Annotated in this window: 8 protein-coding genes and 1 pseudogene; 5 read left to right on the top strand and 4 right to left on the bottom strand. The window is 58.5% G+C overall.

What is annotated here, in order from left to right; genetic code table 11:
* Positions 1 to 394, bottom strand: a 394-nt coding sequence (locus tag AA309_RS14690) for an ATP-binding protein (RefSeq protein ID WP_047189785.1), incomplete at its 3' end; no start/stop codon positions are given.
* Entirely contained in the window at positions 391 to 1,644 is a 1,254-nt protein-coding gene (istA, locus tag AA309_RS14685; protein WP_047189784.1) for an IS21 family transposase, read from the bottom strand. The genes AA309_RS14690 and istA, both read right to left, overlap by 4 nt.
* 409 nt (positions 1,645 to 2,053) lie before the next feature.
* On the opposite strand from istA, the gene AA309_RS14680 reads away from it, so the two are divergent.
* The 3 genes and pseudogenes from AA309_RS14680 to AA309_RS37715 form a co-directional block, all read left to right on the top strand.
* Positions 2,054 to 3,109 (top strand): IS110 family RNA-guided transposase, encoded by a 1,056-nt coding sequence (locus AA309_RS14680; RefSeq protein WP_047189783.1) that lies wholly within the window; start codon positions 2,054 to 2,056, stop codon positions 3,107 to 3,109.
* Positions 3,110 to 3,368: 259 nt separating this feature from the next.
* Positions 3,369 to 3,626, top strand: a complete 258-nt coding sequence (locus AA309_RS36100) for a hypothetical protein (protein WP_047189782.1) — start codon at positions 3,369 to 3,371, stop codon at positions 3,624 to 3,626.
* Positions 3,627 to 4,260: 634 nt separating this feature from the next.
* A pseudogene (locus AA309_RS37715) lies at positions 4,261 to 4,411 on the top strand (transposase); the annotation flags it as partial.
* Between the two features lie 529 nt (positions 4,412 to 4,940).
* Here AA309_RS37715 and AA309_RS34285 read toward each other — a convergent pair.
* Positions 4,941 to 5,528 (bottom strand): 4'-phosphopantetheinyl transferase family protein, encoded by a 588-nt coding sequence (locus tag AA309_RS34285; RefSeq protein WP_150117569.1) that lies wholly within the window; start codon positions 5,526 to 5,528, stop codon positions 4,941 to 4,943.
* A 196-nt stretch (positions 5,529 to 5,724) separates the two neighbouring features.
* Positions 5,725 to 5,916, bottom strand: a complete 192-nt coding sequence (locus tag AA309_RS14665) for a hypothetical protein (protein WP_047189781.1) — start codon at positions 5,914 to 5,916, stop codon at positions 5,725 to 5,727.
* Positions 5,917 to 6,229: 313 nt separating this feature from the next.
* Between AA309_RS14665 and AA309_RS14660 the strand changes: the two genes are divergently transcribed.
* Positions 6,230 to 6,619 carry an ectoine synthase gene (locus tag AA309_RS14660; protein ID WP_047189780.1) on the top strand — a complete coding sequence of 130 codons (390 nt, stop codon included), beginning with the start codon at positions 6,230 to 6,232 and terminating at the stop codon, positions 6,617 to 6,619.
* 21 nt (positions 6,620 to 6,640) lie between these two features.
* Entirely contained in the window at positions 6,641 to 14,419 is a 7,779-nt protein-coding gene (locus tag AA309_RS14655; protein WP_047189779.1) for a type I polyketide synthase, read from the top strand.
* The last annotated feature ends 391 nt before the right edge of the window (positions 14,420 to 14,810 follow it).

The following is a 14,810-nucleotide window of genomic DNA, read 5'->3' as shown; positions in this document are numbered from 1 at the left end:
CATCAATGAGATCTGTGTCCAACAGATGGCTCTTGCCGGTACCGGGCGGACCCATGAAGTGCACCACCTCGCAGCGGCCAATAAAGCCCAACTGCGCCAGGGTCAGGATGCGGTCGCGGTCGAGCGAGGGCTGGAAGGCAAAGTCGAAGCCCGACAGGGTCTTGATCGTCGACAGCCGCGCCATGCGCAGCGCCATCTTGATCCGGCTGTTCTCGCGCAAGGTCAGCTCCTCTGACAGGAGCGTGTCGATGGCCTCCAGCGCACTGATCTCGCCCTGCTCGAGGCGCCGCACGATCGCATCGAGCGCCTCCAGGGCGCGCGGCATCTTCAGACCGGCCAGATCCTGGCGGATCCGCTCCAGGGTGGTGGGGATCAGATCCAAGGGAGCACTCATGCGCGTGTCTCCCGGGCCAAGTGGCGGGCCACCGCGTCGTAAAAGTCGAGTGAGCGTTGGGCGCCCATATCACCCGTGCGACTGACCAGGGAGCCCTCCGATCCTCGCTGCCGCACTGCGTGTATGCCCTTGCGATGACCAGGCGCGACCCGACGTTGGTGGCGCCCCTCCAGCACTGGATGCGCAGCAAGCAGCTGGCCATCCTCGAAGATACGGATCTCATCAGCCAGGGTGTGGACCTCGACCACGCGCCGGCGCGTGGCATCGGGCACGCTGTAGAAGTTGCCACCGACACTGACCATGCCCTCGCGCGAGATCCGCCGCTCCAGGCGCAAGACTGAACGGAAGGGAGCCAGCGGCAGCGGCCGCAAGTACGGCTTCTCCTCGGCAAAGGCGTTAACGACGACGCGGCGTCTGGTGGCATGCACGCGCGGGTTGGCGACGGTAAAAAGCCAGCGCTGCAGTTGCCGGTTCAGATCCTCGAGATTGCAGAAGGATCGCGCCAGGAAGAAGTCTTCGCGGATGTAGCGGAACGGCCGCTCGACCTTGCCTTTGGTCTTGGCCCGATACGGCCGGCAGGCTTTGGGATGGAAGCCGAAGTGGCGGGCGAGATCGATGAGCGCGCGGTTGTAGATAATGCCGCCGGAAGTGGCCTCGCCGGTGACTACGGTCTTCATGCGGTCATAGAGCACCTGGTGCGGCACACCACAAAGCACCTCGAAGGCCGCCACATGACAGCGCAGGAGAGTCGCCAGGTCCTGATGCAGGACGAAGCGGGCCCAGATCAATCGGCTGTAGCCGAGCACCAGCGAGAACAGCCAGACGATGCGCGGAGCCGAAGGCTCGTCACTGAACACGACTTGGAATTGGGCAAAGTCGACCTGAGCCTGCTCGCCGGGCGCAGTCTCGAAGCGAACCTCGAAGGAGGACGCCGGGGCGGGGCGGATCTCACGCAGGAAGTCAGTGACGGCGGTGGAGCCGCCGCCATAGCCGCGCTCCTTGAGCTCGCGGAACAGGCGAGAGCCTGTCAGGCCCGGGAAGGCACTCACGCGCTCGCGCAAGTAATGAGTGAAGGGATCGATAACGGTTTGACGCGGCTTGCGCGGGCCATAAGCCGGCGCCTCCAGGCCGCGTTTGATGTATTTGCGCACGGTCTTGCGGTCGAGGCCGCTCTGTCGGGCAATGGCCGAGACCGACATGCCCTGCCGGTGCCAATCCAGGATCATGACTAACTCCCCAAGCTGGATCACCGTCTGCCCTCCTGACCATCAGGAACAGCATCGGCGACATTGGCCTGCCGGTCTTCCCGGCGGCGGCCCAGCAGGCTGGCAGCCGCACTCACCTGTGGAAAATTCAATCGGCAGGTCTGGGGAGTTCCACTCCGGTATCAACAGCCCCCACGGTGTGGCATCGACCAGGCGCTCGCCCTTCGGACAGCGCCCATAGCGGCGCACCATGTTCGTGCCCGTGCCCGTCTCATCGAGAAAGACGAAGCGCATCGGATCCATATAGCGCTGCCATACGCGCCAGCTCCGGCGTTCGCGCGCCACATCGGGCCGGTCCTGCTCTGCAGCTCTCAGGCTCTAATGGCATGGACCGGCCGTGCTCCCGGGCGGAGCATGGGAGAACGGGATTGTCCCGCAGCCACGGAGCCATGCCATGACACATCAGACCGCAAGTGAGTGCGTCGCCACCATCGGGATCGACCTGGGCAAGAACACCTTCCACTTCATCGGCATGGATGCACGCGGCAGGATCGTGCTGCGCCGGAAGGTCTCCCGTGGGCAACTGCAGTCCTGCCTGGCCAATCTGCCGGTCTGTCTCATTGGCATGGAGGCTTGCGCCGGAGCCCATCACGTCGGGCGTCAGCTCGCTGCCCTTGGTCATGACGTGCGCCTGCTGCCGGCCCAATACGTCAAACCCTTCCTCAAGGGACACAAGAACGATTATCGCGATGCCGAGGCCATCGCTGAGGCGGTGCAGCGCCCGACTATGCGTCCCGTGCCGCTGAAGTCGGCCGAGCAACTCGATCTGCAAGCTCTGCATCGGGTTCGCCGTCGACTGATCGGCCAGCGCACCGCCGTCATCAATCAGATCCGAGGCTTCCTGCTCGAGTGTGGCATCGCCGTTCGTCAGGGGCCGGCTGGTTTACGCGAGGCACTTCCGGCCCTTCTGGCCCAACGCACGGACGTGCTCTCGCCGCGCATGATCCACCTGATTGAAGATCTGGCGGCAGACTGGCACGGGCTCGATGAACGCATCGAGACGCTCACCCGTGACATCACGGCTCTGGCGCGACAGGATGCAAGCTGCCGTCGCCTGATGGGTATTCCTGGGGTTGGGGTGATTACGGCCAGCGCCATGGTGGCGGCGGTGGGGACCGGGGCAGCATTCGCCAAAGGGCGCGACTTTGCTGCCTGGCTCGGGTTGGTCCCCAAGCAGATCTCCACCGGTGACCGGACGATCCTGGGTGGCTTGTCCAAGCGCGGGAACCGCTATTTACGCACCCTGTTTGTCAGCGGCGCACAGGCCCTCCTGCAGCGTCCACGCTACTGGGACGGGCACGGCTTTGGGCGTTGGTTACAGGCAGCAGGCGCGCGGCTACACCGAAACGTGCTTACCGCGGCTCTCGCTAACAAGCTCGCCCGGATCGCTTGGGGCGTGCTGTATCGCGGACGCGACTACGAAGCGGAGTATGCGACCCGCACAGCCTGAGCGGGGTGCCGCAGCAGAATCCTCCCAAGGTTCGCGAGAAGGATGTAACAGGATGGACGAACGGTTGCCCGGCGCACCGGAAGCCTGAACAAAAAAATGGCCCGTCGAGGTCGTGGCGTCTAAGCAGGTCCCGTGCGCGCGGATTTCCATGATGGCCCGGAGCCAGAGCTCCACAACGAGGCCGGATAGATTGATGCGGACCGTCTCTCATCCATATGCCACAGCCCTCTTGCAACGCACGGCCGGTCCATAGATTTTTGTGCGTCAGGCCGACTCGTCGGAGCCAGCGGCTGATGGTGGAGGTCGCACCGACCACGATGCCGCGCTGACGCAGCTCGGCCTGGATCTCCACCAGCGAGATCTCGGACCTGGCACCGAGGAGCGCGCGTACGAGCGCCTCATGCGGCGCAAGGATCGGACGGCGATGGCCACCGAAACGGGCCGGAGCGGGACTGCCGCTCTGGCGGAAGCGCCGCATCAGCTTCACAGCCGCGGAGGGGCTCACGTCAAAACGTAAAGCCGCCTGACGGATCGACGAACCATTCTCGACAGCGCGCACAATTCGATCACGCAGATCACGGGACAGCGGAGCTGGCATGGGACGCCTCCCGGCCAATCACAACCAGCCCTATGGAATCAGCTCCAGCGATTCCACGCAACCGCAGCACGCTCTAAAACCTGAATAAGGCTCGAATCGTGCATGACCGCAGGTCGCTCTACTTGGTACATAACTTGCTTAGGATCGGTAGTTCTTAGCTTTGGAGGCTGTCACGATGAGGATTCTTCGCGCGTGGATTGCTTCTCTTAATGAGGTTGACCACGAACTCAAGAACCAAGGCTATATTGCCATTTATGGCGGAGGTATGCCGCTCCTCGTGCCTACCGTTCGAGCTAAACAACCGCTCAGAAACCGGGAAGAGCGGCTGTCGCTTGGGTGTGCTTCATCAGCGGCTATCCGATTTCGGCGTTGGCGAAATCGGCCAAGTGACTAGGTCTCCTTTTACTACATGCCAAGGTTCAATAAAGGCAAACGGCGTTATTGCTCCGGCCTGGGAGATCTTGAACTACGCGGCATAACGGAATGGCTGATGATCTTCCCTCGCTTTGACGGACACCTCTGATACGCTCCTGCGGGAGCGGGAAGCTGCCTAATGACGGCAACAAGGCGAGAATTCACACCCGAGTTCAAACGAGAGGCCCTAGCGCTTCTGGAGAGCAGTGGCCGACCACTCATGCAAATCGCGACCGAGCTGGGGATCTCCCCATCCATGCTCAGGAACTGGCGAGCAGTTCGCGCAGGCGAAAGCGATGCGGCCATCGCCGCCGCGCTGACCGCCGCTGGGCACGGCTCGCCCCTGCGCCAGGCGGTGTTGCCGAGCACGGTCCAAGCCATCCGGCTGCGGTACGGCATCCTGCGCGAACGCCGCCAGTCGCATTCGCGCCGCATTCCCGGCTGCCTCACCGTTCCCCTACTCGCGGACCAGCTCGGCGTCACCCCGCACTGGATCTATAACCGCATTTACAACGGCACGATTGCCATCGAACCGGATGCCCGGACTGGTCTCTATCTGTTCCCGGACGGGCCCGTGACCTTAAGTGCGTTCCAAAAACCTCAAAGCAGGCAAGTTGGACCGCCTCTCCCCGTCCCTCGGCTAGCTTGTCGAGGTGGGCAGCAAGATGGGTGATCGAACAAACTCGTCGGTCAACCCTGGACCATCATGTCCCTCGGCCCGCGCGAGTGGGCCAATGCATGAGGATCAGCGCTGACTGGTATTAATGGTTGCGAGACCTGTTTAGGAGTACGGTTCGACGACAATACAGGTGCTTAAGCTCATCCTGCGCAGAAGCTGAAAACGAATTGCTCATTAATATCAACAGTAACTGGTGGAATCGAGACACCAATGTGGGTCTCATCGGTTTCGACAAAATTGGATGAGAACAACTGACCTCTACGATCCACCTTGTCGCTCAACTTTTGACCACGAAGTTTTATCAATGCTTCAAGCTTTGTCCATTCAATTAGGCATTCTCTCTTGCTTAGAAGCCTTCTTCCACGAAAGTATGAAAATGCCTCTATATCTATGGCGCGATCCCATCTCTCACAGTCACAGCCAACCAGGCAATTTCTGGAGGCGATGCAGCAGGCCAAACCGATCGTGTGAGTTATGCTGAAGTGGAAGCAAACATCGAGTGAGTCAAAGTATGGTTTTCCCGAACGCCGGTCGTATACAATACGCATCGCGCTGACATCGTAGCCGAGGGCTCTTCCTGCATGATGCAGAGCGGCTCGTCCCGCAATAAACTCTGCTCGTGAGAGGGAGCTACGAAGCCTCGAAAGGCGATCTTTATCATCTCCTCCAAGGAAACTTCCGCAGGGATGATCTTCGGTCGAAGACCACTCCTCGAACGCGATCACCACGGCGCCTAACCGCAGAAGGGCCGGGAGCCGCAAGCTTAGTGATGGAAGATGCTCTATCGCAGTAGACAAGTTTCCCCTCAATGACGTTCAGAGGCTTATTGTTGAAGAATTTGTGGCCCTCGAAGACGGAGCTGAACAGGCCGTCGCAGATGTCGTCATCCGGAAGGCGATCGACGTTGCGATAGATGCGATGTCCCTAGCCCTCCTTGACGATCGGTGCGTTTAAGCGCGCGTTCGAGGAGCAGTAGACGAGTGCCTGGCGTTTGCCACTGGTGGAGCGATCGGACGCGTGCAGCACCAGGGGGTGGAAGAAGATCTTTTCGCCGGACTCCATCTCCGCATATGCCGGCTCGCCATACGTATCGAGGATGGCGTTGACCGCTTCCAATCCGCGATCAGAACCGGCTTCATGTAGGCATCGAAGTAGATGCCGCCCGTTTTGTGGGAACCCGGGATGAGGCCGCGTTCCTGTGATCGGCGATGGGTCCTGTGGTCATGGTCGTTCCATTCCTGCAGAACACATCGCTTAGCCAGATTTCCTCTGTTCTCGATCTCGATCAGAGATCGAAGAAAAGGTCCTTAGCGCCAACTCATAGGCGTCCTCAAGCTGAGTTTTGGCAACTACCAACATTGGTAGTTGCGTCGAGAGGGTGTTCTTGGTCCCATCTTAGGGTATCCCAGCTCAAACAAAGGATGTTGAAATGATAGTTCGTAAACTTGAGGATGTCGAAGGGACCGCACGTGACGTTGCCTGGGGCAACGGAAGGAGCCGTCGTTTCCTGACCAAAGCCGACGGTGTTCCGTATTCCCTGACCGACACGATTGTGAAGGCGGGGACCTCGTCTTTCCTGCAGTACCGCAATCATATCGAGACCTGCTACTGCATCGCCGGCAAGGGGCGCGTCCGCGAAGACATCACTGGTGAGGAGCATGTTATTGTCCCCGGGACGATGTACGCACTGGACAAGAACGACGCCCACTACCTGATCGCCGACGAGGAAGATCTCCGTTTAGTCTGCGTTTTCTTTCCCGGTCTCAACGGCGATGAGGTCCATGACCTCACGTCCAAAAAACTCTCGTCGGCCTACTGAGAGCAGAAGCAGGGGAGCGCTATGATAGATTCGGTCTCGAGCGGACGTTTGTCGTTTACCGTGCCCTGCCGCACTGTCTCGCAGGAATTTATAGAGTGCGCGCGAAACTTTGCGAACATGATCGCGGTTCAGTGCGGCGGCGAGCAAATGACCTACGAAGAGCTGTTGCGTCATGCATCGCATGTGTCGCGACAGCTTGAACTGCATGGCGTTGGCGTCGGAGACGTCATCTTGATGAGCACCTCACGTCACGTCGATACGGTGATCATCATCCTCGGGATCATGCTTCGCGGGGCGACAGTGTGTCCGCTCGACCCGTTGGCGAGCGATGCGAGAGTCAGCAACATTTTGAGAGCCTCACGGGCCAGAACTATCGTTGTTACAGACAAGACTCCCCTCGGAACGACAGCCTCGCGGCTCCTGCAGTCCTTCGGCGTTGAAACAGTTCGTGTAAGGCGGGCGGGCAATGAAATTTCGATGGTTGAGAACCTCTCCACTCTCGAAACGGGCTGCTATTTGCTTTTCACCTCCGGCACGACGGGGACGCCTAAGGGCGTGCTCATGTCAAACCGTGGGCTTGCCAACCTGGTTCGATGGGACATCCTCTTCAGGAGATGTGAACCTGGCAGGGTCCATTTACAATTCGCGTCCTTCCATTTCGACATCGCGTTTCACGAACTGTTCTCTGCGATCAGTTCGGGAGGAACGGCAGTTCTGGCGACACAAGAGCAACGGCAGGATCCGGGACTGCTCCTGGAGCTTCTATCGGCATCCCGGATCGAAAAGGCTTATCTGCCGTACAGTGTGCTCAATCAGTTGGCATTGGCAGCGTCTGCATTCGCCGGACCGCTCCACCTCACAGACGTCACCACGGCCGGCGAGCCGCTGAAGATCACTGGAACTATCAGGTCATTCTTCCATCGCATCGGCGCCGTGCTCTACAACAACTATGGCTCGACAGAGGTGCAGGATGTGACGTCTCTAGAGCTCGCAGGAGATCCCGAACAATGGCCGGATCTGCCATCAATTGGCTTTCCCATCGCGGGAATGGAGGTGGGCGTCCTCACCTCGAAGGGAGTATCATCGGACCCGGGCTTTGAGGGGCGCATTGTTGTCAAAGGCTGCCAAGTTGCAATGGGATACGTGCAGCCAGGCGCCGACGATCTGTTGCCCTTGCCTTCCGCCTCGGCGGGTGTGGCAGATGAGTACCTAACTGGAGATATCGGCATCATCCTCCCTGACGGCAGCATTGCAATCAAGGGGCGGGTCGACCGGCAGGTGAAGATCCGCGGCAAGCGGGTCGATGTCGCAGTCGTGGAAACGACAATCGAGCGCTCTCGATACGTTGACCAGGCTGCCGTTGTAGCAGCCGAGATCAGTGGCCGAACCGAACTCGTGGCATTCGTAAGCGCGGCAGGAGATCCGATGAGTGATGTGCTCGAGGAGGACATCAGAACCCTGATCACTGACACCTTGGATGCTACGGCCGTTCCCTACCGAATCTACACACTCCCGGCGCTTCCTGAGACATCGACTGGCAAGGTTGACCGTTCGGCACTCGAGGCAATGGCGTCCTCCGCCATTGCGGCGCCACCTCGTCTTGTTGGTCAGCCGCAAGATGTCCAGCAGCATGTGTCTGAGATCTGGAATGACGTTCTCCCTGGTGGAGAGGGTCGGAGCTTCAGAGCAGCAGGCGGCGACTCGCTGAGTGCGATGCAACTGGTAACACGATTGAAGCAGGAACTGCAGATCGATATTTCTGTGTCTGATATTTCAGATGAGACCACGCTGCAATCGATCGTCAAAACTTCGGTATCGCGCACCACCAGCGTCGCGAATAAACGGGCTCCGGCTTTTACGGCGCCCTCTGCACGAAAGGCCGTTGCGATTATTGGTATGGCAGGCCGTTTCCCAGGCGCCACCTCCGTAGATGCGCTGTGGGAAGGCCTTATCAGCAATCAAATATTCCTTTCGGAATCCAAGAACGACCCACCGGCACTATCCGTCTGCGAGAACTTTGTGAGGACCGGAGGCTTCCTTGACCACCACGACCATTTCGACGCCGAGTTCTTCGGCATCAGTGATCGCGAAGCTTCGCTGATGGACCCGCAGCACAGGATTTTCCTTGAGTGCTCTTGGCATGCTCTAGAAAGTGCTGGCTATGCGCCGACCGCGGCTCCTTACCGGACCGGCGTATACTCGGCGAGCGGTGCGAGCACATATCTGATCAACAGCATCTTGCCATCAGTGATGGATGAACGCGCTGGCCTCTTTCTGAGCCATCGCCTCATTCGGAATGTCGGCGATATTTTCATCGAACAAGGCAACTCTCCAGAGCACGTTTCGATGAGGGTATCGAACAAACTCAATCTGATGGGTCCTAGTCTCTCGGTAGGTTCCGCCTGCTCAGGCGGGTTGGTCGCCGTTCATCATGCTGTACAGGCAATCCGCGTAGGAGAGGCCGAAATGGCAATTGCCGGCGGCGTCTCAATTTCCACTCCGCAGCATGTAGGCTACTTTGCGCATGACGGGGTAATTCTGTCACCAACTGGCTGCTGCAGACCCTTCGATGCGGCGGCTGACGGAGCTGTGTTCGGGAACGGATGCGCGGTTCTCGTCCTCAAGGATTATGATCTCGCGGTCCGCGATAGCGATCAGATCATCGCTATTATTGTCGGATCAGCGATCAACAACGACGGCGCCCGCAAGCTGAGTTATACTGGACCGAGCGTAGAGGGTCAGATCGAGGTCATCAACGCAGCTCTGGCAGATGCCGGTCTCACTGCATCCGACATCGACTACGTCGAGGCCCATGGGACAGGTACACCAGTCGGAGACTCGATTGAGATCACAGCTTTGGCGGCAACATATGGCGCAGCCGCGGCCGCCGAAAACTGCCTTGTTGGATCCCTGAAGGCGAACATCGGCCACCTTGACGAGGCGGCAGGTGCAGCGGGCATTCTGAAGACAGCTCTGTGTCTTCACAGGGGCAGGATTCCAGCCATCCCAACATTCCAAAGAGCAAACGAGCGCATGCCGCTGCAGGGGACCCGCCTGAGAATTGCCAATGGGCGGACCCAGGATTGGAATTGTCGATCTGAGAAACCCAGGCGAGCAGCGGTCAGTTCCTTGGGAATAGGAGGGACCAATTGTCACATCATCCTGGAGGCCTGGGCCCCCCGTGTCGGATGGGCGCAGGAACCTCGTGATTCTCAGCAAAATGAACTCTTCGTCCTGTCGGCGGGAAGTTCCGAGCAACTGATCACTCTGTGCCGGGAGGTCTACGACCTCCTCGCCGTCTCTGGCGAAAATCTCAGCTTGCGGGATATGTGCATGACCTACTGCGTTGGCCGCAGGCCGGAACGGTTCAGGGTTGGTTGGACAGTTTCCAGCAAGGCGGATTTGTCCCAACTCCTCAATGATGTCATCAGAGGTGTGTTGTCCCCCTCCGACAGTCTGGCCCCGAAAAAGATTGTTGGTCTCTTCACCGGTCAGGGAAGCCAGTGGACAGGTATGGGGAAAGAGCTCTCTGCTGCGTTTCCGACCTTCAGAGAGGCGCTGGAAGATTGCTTCGACTGCATACGGAGCAGTCATTGGATCGACCTCAAGCAAGTGATCGAGGAAACACCCGGTCAAGACCCAAGACTGAATCGCACTCAGTTTACGCAGCCGGCGATCTTCGCGTTCGAGTACGCAATGACCTGCCTTCTTCGTTCCTTTGGTGTGCAGTTTGAGGAGGTCGCGGGTCATAGCTTTGGGGAGGTTGCGGCGCTGGTCGCCGCCGGTGCGCTGTCCCTGAAAGATGCGTGCCTTCTCGTTTCCGAGAGAGGACGACTTTCCGCGGAACTTCCATCTGGAGTGGGCGCAATGGCCGTAGCCACAGGGAGCGCGGAAGATGTTGCACTTCTTGTCTCCAAGCTGAGCGATGGTGTTACTGTCGCGGCATTCAACTCACCGACCGCAGTCGTACTATCGGGTCATGCTGACCTCGTCGAAGAGCTCACTGATGCTGGAGATGTATCGGGCTGTACGGTCACTCCACTGCCAATATCGCACGCGTTTCACTCAGAGCAGATGCGCCCCATCGTTGAGGAATACAAATCCGTCATCGCGAACCTGCACTTCTCCGATCCAATCATCCCTATCGTCTCTTCGGTGAGAGGAGCACCTCTTCAAGGAAATCGGGACTGGGTCGAGTATTTCACGGACCATCTTGTGGGACCAGTGCGTTTTCACGATGTGCTCCAGTATATGCTTGAGGACAGATCGAAGGTATTTATCGAGCTCGGACCAAAACCCATGCTTCTCGGGCTCGGCATGGAAAATGACCCGCTCGACGGGAGAGCCTGGATTGCTTCGTGCCGTAGCTCCGACGAGCTGGGAACGTTTCTCAGAGCTCTTGCCGAGCTGTTTAAGCTTGGCGTCGATCTCCAGTTCGACAACCTTGCTCCTCGCGCTCCGTGGCGTCGCGTCTCCCTGCCGACCTATCCGTTCCGCAGGAAGCAATACCTCTGTGCCCCGCCGGCCGTCTCACTAGGAGGCCAAACGACGCAGCCGGTATCTCCGAATATCAACGCTAAGCTAACCGGCCGACAGCGCAAAGCAATCCGAAAGGTCTGGTTCGGCGAACACATGGTCAATGGAGTGTGTAGCGTTCCGGGCACATACCTACTCGATATGGTTGCCCAGGAGGCCTCAGCAGCGTTGGGGACACCATGCGTTGAGATTCTGAACTTCCGCATCCACTCGATGGTTTCCGCAGACGTCACGCATGGAGCCAGCCTGGAAATCGATCTGATACAGCCTCCGGACCAATCCGAACTAAGGATCGAAATGAAGCAGCTTGCCCTAAAGGGCGAGGATCCAGCCATTCGGGTAGTCTCGGCCCGCGTCAGAAGCGGCACGCTGCCAGCCTCCACCGCAGTTCCTCCCGAGGAGGGGTCATGTGAAGTATTGCCGGAGCTTGTGTATCAGCGCTACGAGGCCCAGGGGGTTTCCCTGGGGCCGGCGTTCAAATGCATCGCCTCCGTGTCCGCCGCGAAGACCTCCGGAACCTCGCAGTGTCATCTTCCCCTGAGCCTTCGGGACGATGGCGAATATTTCGGGGTCCACCCCGTTCTGATTGATTCAGCTCTTCAGGTCATCGAAGCGGTCTTCCGTGATGGTCATGTGGGAGGGGTCTGGGTCCCCGTCGGGATTGACCGTGTTATCATGCTCCAGGAGGCGACCACCACGACCTTGTGCGATGTGAGGAACTGCCGGCGAAGTGATGGGGAAAGCCTGTTCGACTTCACCATTAGGAATTTGGCCGGCCATGTCGTCATGGAGGGGACAGGGTTCCGCCAGATCGAGATTGAACATGAGAGAGGTGGCGATTGTGATCATAGCCAATCTGGCGCTGAGGGGCGCCTGACCATTCGCGAGGAGGTGCTCGTTCCTCGCGACCTGCCCAAAGCAGGTTCCGTCAGATGGATGCGTGGGGCAATTGCTTCGTTTTTTCCCAACGATATTCAAGATGCCGATCTGGATCTGCAATTTGTCGGTCTTTGGCAAGCACGAGACCCTGCAGACATTGCTAGGGATCTTGTGGATTCCGACTACCTTATCATTCCGGTCGATATCTTTCTGCCCTCGGCTGCCCAAGCAGGGCAGGAGCTAGAATATGCCCTAACCAGGATGTCGTCACTCTTCGCCAGCGTGGCCGGTGCCTTTGACCTTGGCATAAGTATCCCAATCGTCATGATCTCCCGCAAAGATTACACGGATGGAATGTCGGCAGGCATTGCAGAGGCTGCTTTCAGCTTCGCTAGGTCATTTGCCGCGGAAACAGCTTGCCCGCGCCTGCTGTGCATTCAGGTCGGGCATGTCGACCCGAAGTCGCTACCTGCCCTCATCTCCAGGGAGCTGGATTGCAGTCCAGAAGATATTGCCGATGTGGTGGTCCATGATGGAAAGCAGCGAGCTGTAATTCAACTGCAGGAGATTCCATCTGCGTTGCAACTCCCTCATCGACTAGACGGCACCGCATCCTACCTCGTAACGGGGGGGCTCGGCAGCATCGGGCCCGTGTTGGTCGAAGCGTTGAGCGAAAATGGAGCGAAGCATATCCATGTGCTTTCGCGTAGCGTTCCGACCGCAGAGCGTCTCACAGTGATCAAAGGGGTGGAGGCAACGGGCTGCACTGTGTGCGTTCATACGGTAGATGTGTCGAGCCGCGAGGCACTCACCTTTTGCCTAGGGCAGATCCAGGCGGAACGTCCGATCAGAGGCATCATTCATGCAGCAGGCAGCCTTGCAGACGGGCTAATCAGCGCAATCGATCGCGACGATATAGCGCGCGTGGTGCCGCCAAAGGCGGGCGGGGCAGCCAATCTTCATGCATTCTTCAGTGAGCCGGGACTTCTTGATTTCTTCATCCTGTGCTCATCGACTGCTTCTTCTCGAGGGGAGGCTGGGCAGGCATTGCATGCAGCGACCTGCGGCTTCCTAGACGGCCTCAGTCGATATAGGAACCAGATCGGACTCACGGCGACGTCTGTCAATTGGGGTGTGTGGAAGGACTCCGCTTCGTTTGCCGGCAACGCGGAGTTGTTGCAGAGATATCTCGAACGCGGTGACGCGGGGCTTTCGAACGAACAGGGCGCCGTAGCACTTGGGGCGGCTATCGCCCGGAAACCATCTCGCCTGGAGGCGTTGAATGTTGCCTTAGGTATGGGCCCTGGTTCCGGAAAGGCCAAAGCAAATCACACAATCGAATTGCAGCCCGTTGATGACGTGGCAGATCAAGGTCAAAGCGAAGTCGACGTTCTGCGGATCGTTATGCAGCGGGTTGCTGCGCTTCTTGGAAAGCGGGATGCTTCGACCATTGATCCGGATCTCGAGTGGCGTGACCTCGGCCTGGATTCATTGCTTCTCATCGAACTACGAAACGACTTGCGGAAACATTTCGGGGCATCTGTCTCGTCGACAATAATTGTGAGCAGCGGTACCTCGCGTCGCCTCTCGGCGGAGATCTCCCAGGTTGCCAGCCGTCCGCATTCCAAGCTGGAGCCTGCGCAAGACACGCGGCTTCTTCTCATTCCTGGCATTACAGGAGAACCAATGGACTTCGCGCACCTCATTCCCCTGCTGGGCAATATTTCATTTGAAGTTCTCGAATACCCAAAGGATGTCGACCCTTGGCGAAGCTCACTTAAGCCAAAGGATATCATTGCCCCCATGACAACCCGTGCCAAGGATGCAGCAGGCGGCAAACGAGTAGTTCTGCTCGGTTATTCATTCGGAGGGAAAATAGCCAACGAGATTGGGATCGAGCTTCATCGGCTGGGTGTCGAGGTTAGCCGCGTATTGATCTTAGATATCCCCGCTGGTGCATCCCCGCAAGTGTTGGTGGAGGGCTCAGTTGCTCGGCCGCTGGATCAGGAGACGTTCAATGTGATGCTGTCAGAAAACCCCGCTGAGGCGTTCAAGGCATTGGACCTTGCGTGTCATAGCGAAACGCTCGAAGCGAGTTTCAGGCACTCCGCCTCCATCTACTGGGCAAACGTCTTAGTCGCGCCGCAACTCGAGGCAAGCAAGACACCCATCCCTCTTACGTTCATAAGGGCGGGAACAGGAGGAGCACTTGGCAGCATGTTGCCAGGAGAGGAGGCGACATCCGCTGATCCGACATGGGGCTGGAACAAAGTTGGAGGCGACGTAGAAGTTCAGGTCATCGATGGAGACCATTTCAGCATTATGCGCCGGGACAAAGTTTCGCAAATTGCCAACCTTCTAAGGAAAATATGCTCTGTCGGTTAGAGGGCCTATCACCATTCTTACCTTGAGCAGCGGCGAAAGGTCCAGAGGCGTCGGGCCGATCCAAGTTCCGCGTCCAACATACGCTTTTGAAGAGTTTCGTTGCCTTCGTAGGAGGGAACAGCGCTCGGTGTATTCAAACGCATGTGTGTGAGAACGGGCGAGGCTCGCGCCGTCGGCACCGCAGCTGCAAGCGACTGTCGAAGATTCGCCGCTTTGCACCGGCACTGTCAGCCGAGGATCGGCGTCATGGGCAACCGGTGGTTAGCGCATAGCTGAAGCCACGCTTTCGCTGTACAAAGCGGTACGGCTGATGAGTTATCAAGCAGCCGATGAACTGTAAAATCCGACGCCGAATCTGCTCGTCTTGGGAGCGCCACGTGAAACGAAAAGC

The organism is Microvirga vignae (genome assembly GCF_001017175.1).
In the GTDB taxonomy this organism is placed as follows: domain Bacteria; phylum Pseudomonadota; class Alphaproteobacteria; order Rhizobiales; family Beijerinckiaceae; genus Microvirga; species Microvirga vignae.
The sequence above is the reverse complement of the archived record's forward strand: the minus strand, read 5'-3'. Positions and strand labels throughout refer to the sequence as shown.

Excerpts from the sequence above, each read along its gene's own strand:
- AA309_RS14660 (WP_047189780.1), top strand. The coding sequence starts at position 6,230 with ATGATAGTTCGTAAACTTGAGGATGTCGAAGGGACCGCACGTGACGTT.
- AA309_RS14655 (WP_047189779.1), top strand. The coding sequence starts at position 6,641 with ATGATAGATTCGGTCTCGAGCGGACGTTTGTCGTTTACCGTGCCCTGC.
- AA309_RS14680 (WP_047189783.1), top strand. The coding sequence starts at position 2,054 with ATGACACATCAGACCGCAAGTGAGTGCGTCGCCACCATCGGGATCGAC.